This is a genomic window from Enterobacter sp. AN-K1 (assembly GCF_020971765.1).
In the GTDB taxonomy this organism is placed as follows: Bacteria; Pseudomonadota; Gammaproteobacteria; order Enterobacterales; family Enterobacteriaceae; genus Enterobacter; species Enterobacter hormaechei_C.
Window position 1 is genome coordinate 2,404,926 of sequence record NZ_CP087390.1, and the last position, 17,565, is coordinate 2,422,490.

The window sequence follows — 17,565 nt, forward strand, 5'->3', positions numbered from 1 at the left end:
TTTCGGGCGTGCGTAACATAGCGCTAACTATTTTGTCTTGCGGGCTCATTATGAAAAAACCAGCGTTTATCATCACGATCGATACCGAAGGGGATAATCTCTGGCAGAACCACCGGGTGATCAAAACGGAAAACGCGCGCTACCTGGCGCGGTTTCAGGCGCTTTGTGAACGTTTCGGCTTTAAGCCCGTCTGGCTGACCAACTACGAGATGGCAGTCGAACCGGTATTCATTGAGTTCGCGAAAGAGGTCATAGCCCGCGGCCAGGGTGAGGTGGGAATGCATCTCCATGCCTGGAACAGCCCTCCGGAGCACGATCTGACCGGTGATGACTGGCGCTGGCAGCCTTATCTGATTGAGTTCTCAGACGAGGTCATGCGTGAGAAAGTGCTCTTCATGACCCGCTTACTGGAAGAGACTTTCCAGACAAAAATGCTCAGCCATCGCGCCGGGCGCTGGGCATTCGACAGCCGTTACGCCCAGTTGCTGATTGAGCTGGGGTATCAGGTAGATTGTTCCGTTACGCCGCGCGTGAACTGGCGCAACGCGAAAGGTGCCCCGCAGGGTAATGGCGGAACGAATTACCAGCATTTTCCCGATCGTGCCTACTTTTTGGACGTAGACGACATTTCCCGGCCGGGAAACAGCCCTCTCCTCGAAGTGCCGATGAGCATCCAGTATAAACACCCGGCATGGCTGAATTCCCTGAAGCAGGGTTATGATCGTCTGCGCGGTAAATACCGTTCTCCGTCAGTTAACTGGTTACGTCCGTCCGGAGGAAATGCGGCGGAGATGATTAAGGTTGCGCAGCAGTGCCTGGCTCAGGGGAATGACTACGTGGAATTCATGCTGCATTCGTCGGAATTTATGCCTGGCGGGAGCCCTACTTTTAAAGACGAGGCCGCGATTGAGGGGCTGTATCAGGATCTGGAGCAGCTCTTTACCTGGTTATCAGATAAGACCGTGGGGATGACGCTGGCGGAGTTTTACCAGTACAAAAAATAGTTATGCCCGCCAGGCGGGCATATTTGTTATTGCTGTTTTGTTTGTGAGAAAGGTGTACTTAGCGCAAACAAAATCATAAAGAAGATTAAGGCTTCTGAACTGAGCAGTATGACATCTGTCAGTCCATACAAAAGCAAAAGAAGCATCGACGTCAGCAGCAGTGCGTTTCTGTTTCGTAAGGCATACACAATCATCGAAACGAAGAAAAAGAGCATTACCGCTACGCCGGGGATCCCCTGCAAAGAGTATTTCTCAATAAATTCATTATGCAGGTGGACTTTGATGTACACGAGCGCGGTAGCAAGATGTGGATGGCCGTCTTTTATATACTGCCGTGTCCACGCTTCACGCTCTTCCAGCGATTGCCCTAACGGATGGGCAAGACCATTCTCGATCCCGATAGTCCACATCGAAAAACGTGCGCCGAGTGAGGTGCGGTCAAAACCTTGTTGATAACGTTCAACCTCACGTTGGGTTTGTTGTATTTTTGGCGAAATCACTGGTTTGTAGCTAACGATTACAACGCCTGCAACAATGCATAAAAAGATGAGGGCTGATTTAAGATGAATCTTTCTGAAATGATAAAGCGTGAGCACAATTGCCAGAAGCAGATATAAACCCATCGCAGCGCGGGTCCCCGTCAACAGTATGACGAAGTAAGAGATTAATATAGTGAAGCCCGCAACAACATACAGCTTCACGTTCTGTTGAAGGTAAAGACTGTATACGAAAGCCAGTGACAGGACAGAATAAACATAAGCTGAAACGGTGGCACGGTTAATTGCCATCTCAACGCGAGTCATACCTTGCGAGGCCTGCCACAAGCCATACCCTGTGGCGAGCACAAACCCCAGGGCCGTTGCGAAGAAGAAGAATTTCCTGAAGGTATCCTTATCGATATAAAACTTAAAGCGGTCGATATAGAAAATCAGGACACTCGCTAAAATTAACTTTTTGCTGGCACCGAGGTAGTCGCTGTAAAGGTTGAGACCCTCGTTATGATACTCATAGAGTAAGTACCAGCCGAGGTTAAGTAACCCAATCAGCAGAATGGGCAGTGCTATAGTAAAAGGTCGCAGAGTGATTTTTTTATATTCGAAAGCCAGGCCAATAATACTGACGTAAATAGCGATATAGAAAAATTCTCTTTGCTTCCCAGAACTGACTAAAGCCAGTATCAAGGAGATGAGGCTTAAAGCGATCGTCAGTTGATATAGCCGTGGTTTTATTTTTTCCATAACGCCTCAATAACCCTTTTTTTGTAGCTAAAACGAACATCGGTGGACAGGAAAAAAGACAATGTATACATGGTCTTTACGCGTTGTTTCACGAGCTGCAATTGTTGGTCTGTCAGACAGGACCGATGGTTGCTGTAAATATCAAACCAGTGGCAATTGACGAGATGTTTGTAGCGTGACGGAAATGTTCTTTCCATCTGTAACGTGCATTCGACAAGCGTTGAAATTTTGCTGGCGTCCAGACTGCTCGACAAACTGTCGCGACGCTTGATGTAATAATAATGCCCCTGGCGCTGATAGGCTATTTTGCTCGATTGCATCAACATTCCCGGGAAGACAGCGAAATCCTCATAACATAACATCGGAGGTATGGGATTTTTCTCGTAAAGGCTACGATGAATAAACTGGCCAATGAGATGTGCCTGAAAGTCTTTATGACGTAAGAAACGAATAATTGCTTCATGTTGTGACAATGGCACAGGATTAAATCCCTGCCAGTCTGACGTTATTTTCCGGGGATCGCGAATCTCAAGCAAACGAGTCAGTAACATGTCCGGACGTTGCGCTTTCAGGTAGGCCATTGCGTCCCTGAGGCTGCCCGGCTTTAAGCAATCGTCACTGTCGAGCATCGTAATATACTCACCCGATGCCAGTGCGACAGCACTGTTTCGTACCCGGCCGACGTTACGAAAGTTCACGGTGCGCGTTATGATCTGAGGAAATTTCGGCGACCACTCTTCAATTATTGCCTGCGTGGCATCCTCAGAACTGTCATTGAAAATAATAATTTCAGTGTCCTGATCGGTTGCTGCCAGCAGGCTTGAAAGCGTGGCGTGCAGCGTAGCTTCAGCGTTATGCGCAGCAATAATGACGCTTAAAAAAGCCATAAAAATTAGTTTCCTTGAGCGTCGGTAGCGCTAGCCAGTGAGCGGGCTTTTGGTAGTGTACGGATAAACTGCTGAAGATCGTGTAACGCGGAGTCAGTGACAGAGAATAGCGCTTCCCGCTCTTGCGGGAAGTAATAGCGCGTTTCAAACACATAAGAACAAATGTTATCGTCATTCCCGATCAGCATCACATTGCCAAGCGGACGCTGTTCATAGTGACAACACGGTCCAAACAGCAGGACCACCGGCACGCCGACGGCGTCTGCGATGTAGACATTCCCCGAGTCAGACGCGATATAGCAGTCCATCTTAGAAATGGCCCAGGGAAGCTCTTCCAGCGAAATTTTGCCAATAAGATTGATAAAATTGGGGATGTCACCGTAAAGACGGGTGATATCGTCCATCCACGACTGTTCGTTTGGCGCGCCGAAGACATAAAACTCGCAGGGTAAATCAGCGAGTTGATCAACAATCCGCTTCCAGATAACCGGAGGGACGGTTTTGGCTTTATTGCCCGCCGCAATACTGATGCCGATGCGGATAACGCCAGGTTTATCAAGAATGGCCGGCCAGGTCGTCGGCTTGAAGAGTGGCTTTGTGGCGTGCTTGGGAGAGTCTTGCCACGTGAGCGAGCGGTCGGCCAGTTTCAGGTAGTTCGTCACCGAAAGCGTTTTTTTGCCATGCTCAACGGTGCCGTCGGCTGCGAGATAGAAAATCCCGTGATACCACCTGCGCGTGTAAATGCTTAAAAATTGTTTGTTTTTGGCATTGCAGACGGCGGCAAAAAAGAGGTTCACGCTGTTGGGCTGTAGCAGGTAGACGTTGTCGTAGCGGTTCATGATCCTGCACGCGAAGCACAGTTTACGCCACAGGTTGCGCTTATGCTGCTCAATAAAATAGATCTGCTCAATAGTCTCATCATGCTTCGCCAGCGCGCCAACGCTGCGACTGATCAACACATCGCTTTTTTGCAGATATGCCAGAAGAGGCGTCGCATTAATAAAGTCACCGATTTTGGCTGTCTGAATGACAAGGTTCTTGCCCGTGTCCTTTCGAAACAGCTTCCGGATGAGTTTCACCGGAAAGAGTAAAATCAGCAGAAATACATAACTCATGGGTTAAATATCCCTGTTGGAAAGCCGATGGCTGCCCTGTAAAAATGAAAAAATAGCATCTGCGCTAATATCCTTCGTTTGTTGCGTAGGGCTAACCATCTGATGCTGGTTTTTACCGTAACCCCCGATCAACCCCGGATCGGTCGGGCCGAAAATCGTGATATTAGGACGATCCAGTGCGGCGGTTAAATGGCTTAACCCTGTATCCACAGAAACGACGGCGTTAGCGCCCGCCAGCTGTGCGGCAACCTGCGCCAGCGTGAGTTTGGGTAACACCTCGACGTGGGAAAAACCTGCTGCCAGACGTTCCGCTCGCTGCCGCTCATGTTCAGCGCCCCACGGGAGTTTAATATGGATACCGCTAGGTTGCATTAGTTCAATCAGCCTTCTCCAGTGCGTTTCCGGCCAGTGCTTATCGTCGCGCGTTGTGGCATGCAGGAAAACCAGATAGGGCGCGATATCCTTGTCCGTTTCGCGCAGAAAATGCTGTGCGATGGCGTAGTCACCCTGGAGGTCGGGTTTTGCATAGCCGAGACTCTTAGCGAACAGCTCGCGGGTACGTTCCACGGCGTGCTGCTGCTTCGCAATATGGTGGCGACGATTATAGAACAGGCTCGCCAGCGGTTCGCGGGCGGTTTGCCAGTCCATGCCGTGCTTTACGCCGTGCGCCAGACGCGTGACCAGCGCGGCGCTTTTCACCAGCCCCTGGGCGTCGACGATCGCGTCGTAACGCCGGGCCTGCACCGCTTCGCGGAAGGCTTTGCGTTCGGCTTTAATCTGTGCGGAGAACCATGCTTTGCGCCAGCGGCGAATGGCCACCGGGATCACGCGATCAACCGCTTCATGCCAGGTGGGGATCTGCGCGAAGCCTTCTTCCACCACCCAGTCAAAACGGATGCCGGGAATGGCCCGCATGGCGTCCGTCAGCGACGGCAGCGTATGCAGAACATCACCCATTGAGGAGGTTTTAACGATCAATACCCGCATCCGTTATCCTTCTTCGCTCAACAGCAGTGCGTTGAGTTCTTCGAGAACACGCTGCGGGGTAATGTCGATCAGGCTCTGATGGTAACCTTCTGCGGCATCGCCTTTGCGCACCTTGTGGTAGCCGGTGATCAAACGGATCACGCGCGCCTTGTGCGACAGCGGCGGCGTGAAGTCCGGGCTGCTTGGACCATACAGCGCGACCAGCGGGCGATCCAGCGCGGCGGCGACGTGCATCAGGCCAGAGTCGTTACTGACCACGGCCTTACAGGCGGCAATCAGGATAACCGCCTGCTCGAGCTGCGTTTCCCCGGCCAGGTTTCGGCACCATGCCTGTTGCTCGGTGCTCAGCGTGGCGAGAATTTCATTGCCCGCCTCATGATCTTTCGCCGAGCCAAACAGCACAATCTGATAGCCTTCATCGATAAGCTGTTTCGCCAGCTCTGCATAGTGATAGTGCGGCCAGCGTTTTGCCGGACCGAATTCTGCGCCAGGGCAGAACCCAATCATCGGGCGTTCGGACGAAATGCCAAATGCGTTGCAGGTGTGGGATTTCTCCCCATCGCTTACCTGGAGCTGCGGCCACAGCAGCGGCTGCGGCAGATCTTTCGCGCTGCGCATCACGCCTTTGTCGTAGGCCAGCGCCACGTAGCGCTCCACCATCAGCGGCCAGGCCTCTTTATCCAGCACCCGGGCGTCGTTCAGCAGGCCGTAGCGCATTTCACCGCGCCAGCCGGTACGGTGCGGGATGCCCGCAAAGAAGGGCACAAGGGCGGATTTGAAGGAGTTAGGCAGCACGTACGCGCGGTCATAGCGTTTCTCGCGCAGGCTGTGGCCGAGTTTGCGGCGTTCACCGATTTCCAGCGCCCCGTGTCCGAGCGGCATCGGGATCGCCTCGTTCACTTCCGGCATACGCGATAACAGCGGACGGCACCATGCGGGTGCCATCACGTCGATTATCGCCTGGGGATAACGCGCCTTGAGCGTGCGATAGAGACTTTGCGACATCATCATGTCGCCCACCCATGACGGGCCGATCACCAGAATTTTCATGCTTATGCGTCGCGGTTCAGCCAGGCCATATATTCCGTTACGCCTTCGGCAACGGTTTTGAACGGCTTGTCGTAGCCTGCGGCGCGCAGGTTAGTCAGGTCCGCCTGGGTGAATGCCTGGTAGCGGCCTTTCAGCTTATCCGGGAACGGAATGTACTCGATGCTGCCTTTCTTATGGTACGCCAGCGTCGCGTCTGCCACCGCCTGGAAGGATTCCGCGCGGCCAGTGCCCAGGTTGAAAATGCCGGACACGCCATTTTCCAGGAACCACAGGTTTACTGCCGCCACATCGCCCACGTAGACGAAGTCACGCTTGAAGCCGTCGCTGCCTTCGAACAGTTTCGGGCTTTCGCCGTTATTTAATTGGGTGTTCAGGTGGAACGCCACGCTCGCCATGCTGCCTTTGTGGCCTTCGCGCGGCCCGTAGACGTTGAAGTAGCGGAAGCCGACAATCTGCGAGTTCGCTTCTGGCAGGATCTGACGTACGTACTCATCAAACAGGAACTTGGAGTAACCATAAACGTTCAGCGGCTGCTCATATTCGCGGGATTCGATGAAATCTGAAGTGCGCCCACCGTAAGTTGCCGCGGAAGAGGCGTACAGGAACGGAATTTCACGCTCCAGGCAGTAGTGCAGGAGCTCTTTGGAGTACTGATAGTTGTTATCCATCATGTACTTGCCGTCCCACTCGGTGGTGGAGGAGCACGCACCTTCGTGGAAGATGGCTTCGATCTCGCCGAACTCTTCACCCGCCATAATCTGGATAAGGAAGTCTTCTTTATCCATGTAGTCAGCGATGTTCAGATCCACCAGGTTCACGAACTTGGTGCCGTCTTTCAGGTTGTCCACCACCAGAATGTCGGTGATGCCTTTGTCATTGAGGGCCTTAACAATATTGCTGCCGATAAAGCCCGCGCCGCCAGTAACGATGATCATAACTGTAACCTTTGAAGTATGAGTCGGGGAATATCCCGAACGCTAATCTCTTTATCATATCATCACAATGCTCAGGCTTCAGCCATTCACCGATATGCAGCAGGGGTACGCGTGATTTATGCTGCAAAAACGAGAAGAGATACTGCGTCATCTCGTCATGAACTATTGGTTTGGGTAATATGTGCCAAAATTTGCCGAGTCTGGAGAATTGCAATGCGTGGTGATTTTTACAAACAGTTAAACAGCGACCTCGACACCGCACGTGCGGAAGGGTTGTTCAAAGAAGAGCGTATTATCACGTCTGCCCAGCAGGCGGACATCACCGTTGCCGACGGCAGCCATGTGATCAACTTTTGCGCGAACAACTACTTAGGTCTTGCGAATCACCCTGAGCTAATTGCCGCGGCGAAAAACGGCATGGACACCCACGGTTTCGGTATGGCCTCCGTTCGCTTTATCTGCGGTACGCAGGACAGCCACAAGCAGCTTGAGCAAAAGCTGGCGAACTTCCTCGGAATGGAAGACGCGATTCTGTACTCCTCCTGCTTCGACGCCAACGGCGGTCTGTTTGAGACCCTGCTCGGCGCAGAAGACGCGATTATCTCCGACGCCCTGAACCACGCCTCCATCATCGACGGCGTACGCCTGTGCAAAGCGAAGCGTTTCCGCTACGCCAACAACGACATGGTGGAGCTGGAAGCGCGCCTGAAAGAGGCCCGTGAAGCAGGGGCTCGCCACGTCCTGATCGCCACCGACGGCGTGTTCTCCATGGACGGTGTGATCGCCAACCTGAAGGGCGTGTGCGATCTGGCGGATAAATACGACGCGCTGGTGATGGTGGATGACTCTCACGCGGTCGGTTTTGTCGGCGAAAACGGTCGTGGCTCCCACGAATACTGCGACGTAATGGGCCGCGTGGATATCATCACCGGTACGCTGGGCAAAGCGCTCGGCGGCGCGTCTGGCGGCTACACTGCCGCGCGTAAAGAGGTGGTCGAGTGGCTGCGCCAGCGCTCCCGCCCGTATTTGTTCTCCAACTCCCTGGCGCCGGCGATTGTGGCTGCCTCCATTAAAGTGCTGGAGATGGTGGAATCCGGGGCTGAGCTGCGCGACCGCCTGTGGGCTAACGCCCGCCTGTTCCGTGAAAAAATGAGTGCCGCAGGATTCACCCTGGCCGGTGCCGATCACGCGATCATTCCGGTGATGTTGGGCGACGCGGTTGTCGCGCAGAAATTTGCTCGTGAGCTTCAGAAAGAAGGGATTTACGTGACCGGGTTCTTCTTCCCGGTGGTACCAAAAGGTCAGGCGCGTATCCGCACCCAGATGTCTGCGGCGCACTCGCCTGAACAAATTGAACGTGCGGTGGAAGCCTTTACCCGCATCGGCAAACAGCTGGGCGTCATTGCCTGAGGACGTATGATGAAAGCGTTATCCAAACTGAAAGCGGAAGAAGGGATTTGGATGACCGACGTGCCGGAGCCGGAAGTCGGTCATAACGATCTGCTGATCAAAATTCGTAAAACCGCCATCTGCGGTACTGACGTTCACATCTACAACTGGGACCAGTGGTCGCAGAAAACCATTCCGGTACCGATGGTTGTCGGTCACGAATATGTAGGCGAAGTGGTGGGTATCGGCCAGGAAGTAAAAGGCTTCAACATTGGCGATCGCGTCTCCGGTGAAGGCCACATTACCTGCGGTCACTGCCGTAACTGTCGCGGTGGGCGTACCCACCTGTGCCGCAACACCGTCGGCGTGGGCGTGAACCGTCCGGGCTGTTTCGCGGAATATCTGGTGATCCCGGCGTTTAACGCCTTCAAAATCCCGGACAATATCTCTGACGATCTGGCCTCCATTTTCGACCCGTTCGGCAACGCGGTACACACGGCGCTCTCCTTCGACCTGGTGGGTGAAGACGTGCTGGTTTCCGGCGCGGGCCCCATCGGCATTATGGCGGCAGCCGTGGCGAAGCATGTGGGTGCGCGCAACGTGGTGATCACCGACGTGAACGAATACCGCCTGTCGTTGGCGCGCAAAATGGGCGTCACCCGCGCGGTGGATGTCTCGAAAGAGAGCCTGACCGATGTGATGGAAGAGCTGGGCATGACCGAAGGCTTTGACGTGGGTCTGGAGATGTCCGGCGCGCCACCGGCGTTCCGCACCATGCTCGACACCATGAACCACGGTGGCCGTATCGCGATGCTGGGTATTCCACCGTCAGATATGTCCATTGACTGGAACAAAGTCATCTTCAAGGGGCTGTTCATTAAGGGCATCTATGGCCGTGAGATGTTCGAAACCTGGTACAAGATGGCCGCGCTGATCCAGTCCGGTCTGGATCTGTCCCCGATTATCACTCACCGTTTCTCCATCGATGAGTTCCAGCAGGGCTTTGACGCAATGCGGTCCGGCCAGTCAGGGAAAGTGATCCTGAGCTGGGATAAGTAATTAAAAAGGGGCCAGCGGCCCCTTTTTTTACTGATTCTTTTTCTCTTCGTCCGTCAGGTAACGCACCTTGCGGGTGTAATCCTGGCCTTTGAACAGCAGTTTGTTATCCGGCGATTCCAGATACTTCTGCCATTCGGAAAGCGGGAAACCACCGTGCGCGCCAATCACCTCTTTCGGCACAACGGCTTCCTGACCGCCGATCTTCTTGGAGACCGGCCAGTTCATCCAGTCGCCCAGGTTAACCGTTTTTACATCCAGCATGTCCAGCAGCGCAGCGAGCGGCAGCTGATCGGTCGGCGGCTGCGTGTCGTCCATCAGCTCCCAGGTATCCTGGAACAGCGTCAGCCACAGCGGGCAGATACGGCGCCAGGTCTTTTTGGTGGCGGCAAGAAACGCGCCGTTAACGTGATCGACCAGATACGGACGCACCGTTTCTTTGTAATATGCCGGCACTTTCTCCGCTGGCGCGCCGTCCAGCTTGGCAATCATTTTGCCCTGACGGAAGCTGGAGTAGATGTGCATATCCGCCATGTTGATCTCTGGCATTTTAAGCAGGTTGAGATCGGAGTCGATCATCAGCACACCTTCACCGCGCGCCTGCAACGGAGCGTTAAGCTTCACCAGACGACTGAGGTAGATCTGCTTATAGCGGTAACCTTCTTCACGTTTTGGAAGCGTGAGGGTAACAACGCGGGTTTTTGGCGGCAGCTCGCCGAAAGCGGATTCAGGCTGATCGCTGACGATAACAATCTCGCTGACGTCGGTGGCATAACGCTCTGCAAAGGTCGCTGACAATAACGCCTCTTCGACGAAATCCGCGCCCGTACACGGGATCACAATGGAATCCACCGCAACGAGATCGCGCGTGACCGGAAGGGAAGCGTAAGGAATGTTATGACGCCCGGTAATGTGGCGGTAGCGAGCATTCAGGAATTTAAACATGTTCTTCTCGTTTGGTTATTGCGCGCCAAGAACGGCCTCGACACCGTTAACATAGCTTTCAATGGCATACATGTTGCAGACATTCTGGTGTGCGGCAGCGGCGAGCCGGGCGCGCAGAGCAGGATCCTGCCAGATATTATCCAGATGTTGAGCAAGTTGCGACACGTCGCTCCAGGGAAACAGCAGGCCGGTCGACTCATGATCGATCAATTCTGCCGTGCCGGTCACCTTTGAACCAATCACGGGAATATTCAGCAGCATCGCCTCCAGCACGACGCGCGGCAGGCCTTCGCTCTTCGAGGCCAGAATAAATGCGTCAAAGGTGGCGAGATAGTCAAAAGGCGTGTTCTGGAAACCGGTAAAAATGACGTGCTCAGCAATACCCAGCGCGTCAGCCTGTGCCGCCAGTGCGCCGCGCTCCGCCCCTTCACCGACCAACACCATCTTCCATTTTGCCTGCGGGTGCCTCTGGCTGAACTGTGCCAGCGCCTCCAGCGTATGGTGGTTGGCTTTGCGAGGGATTAGCGAGCCAATGCTGCCGAACACAAACGTGTCGTCATCAATGTTCAGGCGCTGGCGCATCGCGCGTCGGTCGGGCAAAGGCTGGTGGATGTCGATAGCATTGTTGACCGTGGTACACAGCGCTGGCCGGACGCCATGCTGAAGCAACACGCGTTCAACGCCGTGCGAGACGGCGATGATTTTTGTGGCATGGGCATTGACCAGCTTCACCAGCGGCGGGGTCAGCACCGGTTCAATCCGGCAGTGCTGGATTATCCGCGCATGCAGGTTTGCGCCCGCCAGATACCCTTCTTCGTTAGAGCCTGGCTGGTTGTTCATATACAGCGTATCGAATCCACCTTCCCTGAAAATGGTCTCGATCTTGCTGACGTTGGGGCGAATGCGCCACAGGGTATCGATATGCCGCGTAAATGCTTTGCGCGCTGAACGCGAGAAAAACAGCAGACCACGTCCCGCTTCTTTCAGTAGTTTTGCCCATGCCGGTTGCTTACGTTGAGGGATAACGAGTAGCGGGATCCCAATGCTATTGAGCACCTGGCCAATCGTTTGACCTTCAGCACGACTATAATCACTGTAAAAACAACAAGTAATGTCGAATTTGTCGCGGTTGATTCGCTTCAGAAGCTCAAGCATACTGTTGGTACCTCCCCCCCATTCTTTGCCCGTGTCCAGGAGGAGGATTTTACGTTTTTGCGGCATGTCTGAATCCGTATGCTACCCTTCATCTGACCGCATTATAAAGAATTTACTGAAATAAAATAGATTTTTTGTATTTCTTTGTCTTTTTACAAGAAAACATTTTAAACGCGCTTATTTTAAAAGTGCGATTTAAGACTTTAATCGCCTCTTCTCAATTCGATAGTATGAGTGAAAAATTTTATGTCGTTATTGAGAGAGTGAAAATATGTTTAAAATAACGGTCTGCTTATTAACGTTTAACTCCGAAAGAACGTTGCACGATGTTATTCCTCCTCTTTTAAAAATAGCAGATGAATTCGTTATAGTGGATTCCGGAAGTACAGACTCGACGATATATATTTGCCAGAGTTATGGATTGTCGCCTATATTCAAAAAATATAGCTGGCACGGCGAGCAGATGAACCATGCCGTATCCCATGCGCACAACGACTGGGTGCTGTGCATGGACAGTGACGAAATACTCGATCAAGAAACCGTTGATGCTATTTTAAAATTAAAAATGGGCGATGAACCCGAACCGGATATGGCGTGGCGGATATGTCGTCACTGGTTTGTTTTGGGAGAAAATGTCCGAACGATTTATCCCGTCTCATCACCGGATTATCCGGTGCGTCTTTTTAACCGTACGCAGTCGCGATTTAATAACCGGCCAGTAGACGATCAGGTTGAAGGTTTTCTCCGCTCTGAACGTATTCCGGGTTATGTCAGACATGATACGTTTTATTCGCTGCATGAACTTTTTAATAAATTAAACGGATATACCACTCGCCTGGTTCAATATCAGACGATACGTCCCTCTCTTGGTCGCGGCGCGATCAGCGCTATTGGCGCATTTTTCAAATGGTATCTGTTTAGCGGTGCGTGGCGTCAGGGCAAAGTAGGTGTGGTGACAGGGTTTTATGCCACGGCGTACAGTTTTTTGAAGTATTTCAAGGCCTGGTATCAGGATCGGGAAAAGAGAGAGTCCGTTGCAAAAGAGCAGTCGGACTCTTATCTGGCAGAATAGGCGTTAGCCGATCAGGCTTTTTTTCCCCAACCCTGCCACTGTTGCTGGACGTATTTAACCAGTGTACTGCTGCTGATGCTTTCGCCAATCACCGAGAAGAAGCGGGTTGCATAGACCGGTTCAGGCGGCTGTTTCAGCGTGCAGTTCTTCACGCCGCGGAATGGATTACGCGGCTGCGTTGCGGGTGGTTGCGCGCTACCCGGACGAGAAGTATCCACCTGAGGTTCATTGAGCAGATCGCTCGGACGCACCAGCGTAATATCGGCGGGTAAGCCCGACAACATTTGCTGCAAAACGCGAACGGTAGACGGATGCGGATGCCCAATGGCAATCGCCGAACCGTTACGGCGCGCCAGCTGTACCGCGCGGTTGAACTGCACGCGGATATCCGCTTCGTTCTGGGAGTCGTCCAGGAATACTTTGCGCTTGATGACTTTTACACCCGTCCCCTGAGCGGCACGCATCGCCTGGCTGTTGCCGATGGTCATGCTGTCGAGGAAATAGAGATTGTAACGCTCCAGCGCCTGCATCACTTTCAGCATACCGTACAGGCTGGAGGTCATCGCGCTGCCCATATGGTTATTCAGACCCACGGCATACGGCACTTTATTGTACGCATCGCGGATGATGCGATCGATCTCGTCGCTGCTCATGTCCGGGCGCAGGGTATCTTTTTCCAACGGCTGCTTGCTGAGGGGGGCCATCGGCAGATGGATGAGGACCTGATGGCCGCCATTGTGCGCTTTGGTCGCCATTTCATGCGCGTGAGGCGCATTAGGCAGGACGGCGACAGAGATGGCTGGCGGCATCGCCAGCACCTGATTTTCATAGTGTGGTCGATAACCGAAGTCATCAATCACAATCGCGAGTTTGCCTGCATAAACCGGTGCAGCCAGCGCCAGTGCGCTGACTACGGAAACAACAATTCGACGAAATTGAAGCAAAACCTATCTTCCCAACCACGGCTGTGGATTGACCGCCTGACCCTGACGACGAATTTCGAAATAGAGTGACGGGCGGCCCTGACCGCCACTGCTGCCCACAAGGGCAATGGGTTGACCCGCGCGCACCTGAGTGCCAACGCTGACCAGCGCGCTCTGGTTGTAGCCGTAAAGACTCATATCGCCTTTACCGTGTTCAACCACCACCACGAGCCCATAACCCTGTAGCCAGTCGGCCAGGATCACGCGGCCATTGGCGATGGCTTTCACTTCGCTACCTTCAGACGCACCGATAACGATCCCCTTCCAACGTAGCTCACCCTGCAACTGTTCGCCATAGCGATGCAGGATCGTACCGCGAACGGGCCAGTAAGCCTGACCACGCGGGGAGCCGAGGCCGCCGGTACGCGACATCAGGGAACGTTCATTTTCAGTCGGTTTGTAGGTGGTGCCTTTCCGGGAGGCTTCCTGCTGCTTATTACGCACCGCCTGCGCTTCGCGCGCTTCTTTTTCGGCGCGCGCTTTGGCCGCGGCTTCTGCCCGGGCAATGCTGTTACGCAGTCTGGATTCGTTGGCGCGCATTTCGCTCAGCTGGCTTTGTCCTGCCTGGATAGAGGACTCCAGCCCGGCGAGCGTCTTCTTACGCTCATTGCGCGCCTGCTCAAGCTTCTCCTGCTGCGCCTGCTGATCGTAGAGCAGCGTTTGCTGCTGGCTCTGCTTCTCTTCCAGCTCGGCTTTTTGCGTGGTGACTTCTTCGCGCGTCTGTTTCAGCTGCGCAATGGTCTCCTGACGCGCCTGGTTTAGATAGCCGAAATAGGCCTGTAAACGCTGACCACGCTGGCTCTCTTCACCGCTGAGGATCAGCTGAAGGCCTGTGTGCTCACCCTGACGGAAAGCAGCATCAAGCTGTGCAGCAAGGTTCCGCTCCTGGGCATCGCGCTGACGCTCCAGTTTCGCAATCGACGCGTTCATTTCATCGATTTGCTTATTGAGCTGGGCAAGGGTGTTTTGTGTTTCACGCAGCTTACGCGCGGCGGCGGAAATGGCCTCTTCCTGCTTTTTAAGCTGGGCGAGCAGGGTGGCGCGCTGCTGTTGCTGCTGACGTACCGCACGCTCTTTGGCGGCGATATCGGCCTGAATGGATTTAAGCTGATCGCGGTCATCCGCGTGGGCGGATGCGGCGCACAGCAATACGCCAGCGCTGAGTGCGCTGGCGCAAAGCAGAGGTCTGACTGATAACCGAAGCGGCTTCACGACCCATGTGATTGAAAAAATCGCCTTTCCCCTCATGGGGAGCGATTATTCCACGATGAACAGCGGCTTGCCAGTCATCTCTTCAGGGATTTCCATACCCATCAGCGACAACATGGTTGGCGCGATGTCGGAAAGCTTGCCGCCTTCCACAGCTTTCACTGATTTATCACCCACATAAATCAGTGGAACAGGCAGGTTGGTATGGGCGGTATGCGCCTGACCGGTTGCCGGGTCACGCATCTGTTCTGCGTTACCGTGGTCAGCGGTGATCAGCAGTTGGCCGCCTACGGATTCAACCGCCTTCGCAACCTGCTCAACGCAGTGGTCCAGCGCTTCAACCGCTTTAACGGCTGCTTCCATCACGCCGGTGTGGCCCACCATGTCGCCATTCGGATAGTTACAGATGATGGTGTCGTATTTACCGCTTTCGATCGCGGCCACCAGTTTTTCGGTCAGCTCCGCAGAGCTCATTTCTGGCTGGAGATCGTAAGTGGCGACTTTCGGCGAGTTAATCAGGATGCGGTCTTCGCCTTCAAACGGCTCTTCTACGCCGCCGTTAAAGAAGAAGGTCACGTGCGCATACTTCTCAGTTTCGGAGATGCGCAGCTGCGTTTTATCGTTTTTCGCCATCCACTCGCCGAAGGTATTTTCCAGGGAAGCGGGTGGATACGCGCATGGCGCTTTGATATCCGCTGCATATTCGGTCAACTGGATGAAATCGATCTTCGCCACTTTCTTACGGGCGAAACCGTCGAAATCGCTGTTGACGAAGGCGCGGGTGATTTCGCGCGCGCGGTCAGCACGGAAGTTCATGAAGATCAGCGCATCGCCATCTTCCATGGCGGCATCGGCCTGGCCTTCAGCGCGGATCACGGTTGCCTTCACAAATTCGTCGTTTTCATCACGCGCGTAAGCCGCTTCCAGGCCTTCAACGGCGGTCGGGAACTGGAACTCACCTTTTGCCAGGGTCAGCAGATCATAGGCTTGCTCAACGCGGTCCCAGCGGTTGTCGCGGTCCATGGCATAGTAACGGCCAACGATGGACGCCACGCGGCCTTTGCCCAGTGCGGCAAATTTATCTTCAAACGCTTTAAGAGAACCTTTTGCGCTGCGTGGCGGCGTATCGCGACCATCCAGGAAGGCGTGCAGATAGATTTTTTCCGCACCGCGCTCGGCGGCCAGTTCTACCATCGCCATGATGTGATCTTCGTGGCTGTGAACGCCGCCCGCAGAGAGCAGACCCATAATGTGAACGGCCTTGCCTGCGGCAACGGCTTTATCAACCGCTCCGGTGAGCGTTGGGTTGGCAAAGAATGTACGTTCTTTGATTTCAACGTCCAGGCGCGTCAGGTCCTGGTAAACGATACGGCCCGCACCCAGGTTAACGTGACCCACTTCAGAGTTGCCCATCTGACGATCCGGCAGACCCACTTCCAGGCCAGACGCATCAATCAGGGTGTGGGGACGTTTTGCCCATAGCGCATCCATAACCGGGGTTTTGGCGTTGAAAATGGCGTTATCCTGTTGATCTTCACGGTAGCCATAGCCATCCAGAATCACCAGTACCATAGGTTTTTTAGAAACCGACATTGCGACAACCTCATGCTCAAGAGACAAAAAATTTGCGTAATTTTACTACAGCTGAATCGATAAAATAGCCGCAGAAGATCAAAGAAAGCGCGGGGGCAATGCTGTTCTCAGGCCATTTTGAGGCTTTTTTTACGTGGCATGCCGCAGAAAATAGATTAGCTTTATGTCGCTGGCTGTATTTGCCACAGTGCACAGGTATACTCCTGTCCTGGTTTTTTTAATCACTTAGTCGGGAGTTGTTACCCCCCATGCAAGAAATTATGCAATTCGTTAGCCGCCACCCGGTTCTGAGCATCGCGTGGATTGGCCTGCTGGTCGCTGTACTGTTCACCACATTTAAGGGACTGACGTCTAAAATTAAGGTGATCACCCGCGGTGAAGCGACACGTCTGATCAACAAAGAGGACGCCGTGGTTGTCGATCTGCGTCAGCGCGACGATTTCCGCAAGGGCCACATCGCAGGTGCTATCAACCTGCTGCCAGCGGAAATTAAAGCGAACAACATTGGTGAGCTGGAGAAGCATAAAGCCCAGCCGATTATTGTTGTTGACGGCACTGGCATGCAGGCGCAGGAATCTGCCAACGCACTGCATAAAGCAGGCTTTGAAAACGTAACGGTGCTGAAAGAAGGCATCTCCGGCTGGAGCGGGGAGAATCTTCCTTTAGTGCGCGGTAAATAAGGAGTTAAGTGATGGCCAATATTGAGATCTACACCAAAGCAACGTGCCCGTTCTGCCACCGAGCGAAAGCGCTGCTGTCCAGCAAAGGCGTAACGTTCAAGGAACTGCCGATCGATGGTGACGCGATTAAACGCGAAGAGATGATCCAACGCAGTGGTCGCACAACGGTTCCACAGATTTTTATTGATGCGCAGCACATTGGCGGCTGTGATGACTTGTATGCGCTCGACGCCCGTGGTGGACTCGATCCGCTGCTGAGCTAGAGAC

At 53.7% G+C, this 17,565-nt stretch carries 17 protein-coding genes; 6 read left to right on the forward strand and 11 right to left on the reverse strand.

The window, feature by feature from the left end:
* Window positions 1–50 precede the first annotated feature (50 nt).
* Window positions 51–1,004 carry a polysaccharide deacetylase family protein gene (locus LOC22_RS11525; RefSeq protein ID WP_023302886.1) on the forward strand — a complete coding sequence of 318 codons (954 nt, stop codon included), beginning with the start codon at window positions 51–53 and terminating at the stop codon, window positions 1,002–1,004.
* Window positions 1,005–1,030: 26 nt separating this feature from the next.
* Here the strand turns inward: LOC22_RS11525 and LOC22_RS11530 are convergent, their stop codons facing one another.
* Genes LOC22_RS11530 through rfaD form a run of 6 tightly spaced genes read right to left on the reverse strand, consistent with a single transcriptional unit; the run spans window position 1,031 to window position 7,216 of the window.
* Window positions 1,031–2,242 (reverse strand): O-antigen ligase family protein, encoded by a 1,212-nt coding sequence (locus LOC22_RS11530; RefSeq protein ID WP_230238912.1) that lies wholly within the window; start codon window positions 2,240–2,242, stop codon window positions 1,031–1,033.
* Window positions 2,230–3,129 carry a glycosyltransferase family 2 protein gene (locus tag LOC22_RS11535; protein ID WP_230238913.1) on the reverse strand — a complete coding sequence of 300 codons (900 nt, stop codon included), beginning with the start codon at window positions 3,127–3,129 and terminating at the stop codon, window positions 2,230–2,232. Before LOC22_RS11535 ends, LOC22_RS11530 begins: the two co-directional genes overlap by 13 nt.
* A 5-nt stretch (window positions 3,130–3,134) precedes the next feature.
* Window positions 3,135–4,244 (reverse strand): glycosyltransferase family 9 protein, encoded by a 1,110-nt coding sequence (locus LOC22_RS11540; protein WP_017693958.1) that lies wholly within the window; start codon window positions 4,242–4,244, stop codon window positions 3,135–3,137.
* A 3-nt stretch (window positions 4,245–4,247) separates the two neighbouring features.
* Window positions 4,248–5,231, reverse strand: a complete 984-nt coding sequence (gene rfaC, locus LOC22_RS11545) for a lipopolysaccharide heptosyltransferase RfaC (RefSeq protein WP_045142435.1) — start codon at window positions 5,229–5,231, stop codon at window positions 4,248–4,250.
* A 3-nt stretch (window positions 5,232–5,234) separates the two neighbouring features.
* Complete coding sequence (gene rfaF / locus LOC22_RS11550) at window positions 5,235–6,281, reverse strand: ADP-heptose--LPS heptosyltransferase RfaF (RefSeq protein ID WP_015570031.1); 1,047 nt, start codon at window positions 6,279–6,281, stop codon at window positions 5,235–5,237.
* 2 nt (window positions 6,282–6,283) lie between these two features.
* Window positions 6,284–7,216: an ADP-glyceromanno-heptose 6-epimerase gene (gene rfaD, locus LOC22_RS11555; protein WP_003860858.1), complete on the reverse strand. Its 933-nt coding sequence runs from the start codon at window positions 7,214–7,216 to the stop codon at window positions 6,284–6,286.
* A gap of 213 nt (window positions 7,217–7,429) precedes the next feature.
* On the opposite strand from rfaD, the gene kbl reads away from it, so the two are divergent.
* Both kbl and tdh read left to right on the forward strand, forming a co-directional pair.
* Window positions 7,430–8,626, forward strand: coding sequence for a glycine C-acetyltransferase (gene kbl, locus LOC22_RS11560; protein ID WP_015570030.1), 1,197 nt, complete (start codon window positions 7,430–7,432; stop codon window positions 8,624–8,626).
* 9 nt (window positions 8,627–8,635) lie between these two features.
* Complete coding sequence (gene tdh, locus LOC22_RS11565) at window positions 8,636–9,664, forward strand: L-threonine 3-dehydrogenase (protein WP_017383610.1); 1,029 nt, start codon at window positions 8,636–8,638, stop codon at window positions 9,662–9,664.
* Between the two features lie 27 nt (window positions 9,665–9,691).
* Here the strand turns inward: tdh and LOC22_RS11570 are convergent, their stop codons facing one another.
* Together LOC22_RS11570 and LOC22_RS11575 are read right to left on the reverse strand one after the other, a co-directional pair.
* On the reverse strand, window positions 9,692–10,606 hold the full coding sequence (locus LOC22_RS11570) for a hypothetical protein (protein ID WP_015570028.1): 915 nt from the start codon (window positions 10,604–10,606) through the stop codon (window positions 9,692–9,694).
* Between the two features lie 15 nt (window positions 10,607–10,621).
* Window positions 10,622–11,827, reverse strand: coding sequence for a glycosyltransferase (locus LOC22_RS11575; protein ID WP_017693957.1), 1,206 nt, complete (start codon window positions 11,825–11,827; stop codon window positions 10,622–10,624).
* Window positions 11,828–12,032: 205 nt separating this feature from the next.
* Here LOC22_RS11575 and LOC22_RS11580 point away from each other — a divergent pair, with 205 nt between their 5' ends.
* Window positions 12,033–12,833, forward strand: a complete 801-nt coding sequence (locus LOC22_RS11580; protein ID WP_023295721.1) for a glycosyltransferase family 2 protein — start codon at window positions 12,033–12,035, stop codon at window positions 12,831–12,833.
* An 11-nt stretch (window positions 12,834–12,844) separates the two neighbouring features.
* On the opposite strand, the gene LOC22_RS11585 is transcribed toward LOC22_RS11580, so the two are convergent.
* The 3 genes from LOC22_RS11585 to gpmM are packed head-to-tail and all read right to left on the reverse strand — an operon-like array spanning window position 12,845 to window position 16,618.
* Window positions 12,845–13,777, reverse strand: a complete 933-nt coding sequence (locus LOC22_RS11585; RefSeq protein WP_033486964.1) for a divergent polysaccharide deacetylase family protein — start codon at window positions 13,775–13,777, stop codon at window positions 12,845–12,847.
* A 3-nt stretch (window positions 13,778–13,780) separates the two neighbouring features.
* The gene (gene envC, locus LOC22_RS11590) at window positions 13,781–15,040 is read right to left on the reverse strand and encodes a murein hydrolase activator EnvC (protein WP_230239551.1); all 1,260 of its coding nucleotides are present in this window, start codon (window positions 15,038–15,040) and stop codon (window positions 13,781–13,783) included.
* A 33-nt stretch (window positions 15,041–15,073) separates the two neighbouring features.
* Entirely contained in the window at window positions 15,074–16,618 is a 1,545-nt protein-coding gene (gene gpmM / locus LOC22_RS11595; RefSeq protein ID WP_023302893.1) for a 2,3-bisphosphoglycerate-independent phosphoglycerate mutase, read from the reverse strand.
* Between the two features lie 248 nt (window positions 16,619–16,866).
* Here gpmM and LOC22_RS11600 point away from each other — a divergent pair, with 248 nt between their 5' ends.
* Complete coding sequence (locus LOC22_RS11600) at window positions 16,867–17,298, forward strand: rhodanese-like domain-containing protein (protein WP_003860840.1); 432 nt, start codon at window positions 16,867–16,869, stop codon at window positions 17,296–17,298.
* An 11-nt stretch (window positions 17,299–17,309) separates the two neighbouring features.
* Window positions 17,310–17,561, forward strand: coding sequence for a glutaredoxin 3 (gene grxC / locus LOC22_RS11605; RefSeq protein WP_003860837.1), 252 nt, complete (start codon window positions 17,310–17,312; stop codon window positions 17,559–17,561).
* Window positions 17,562–17,565 lie beyond the last annotated feature (4 nt).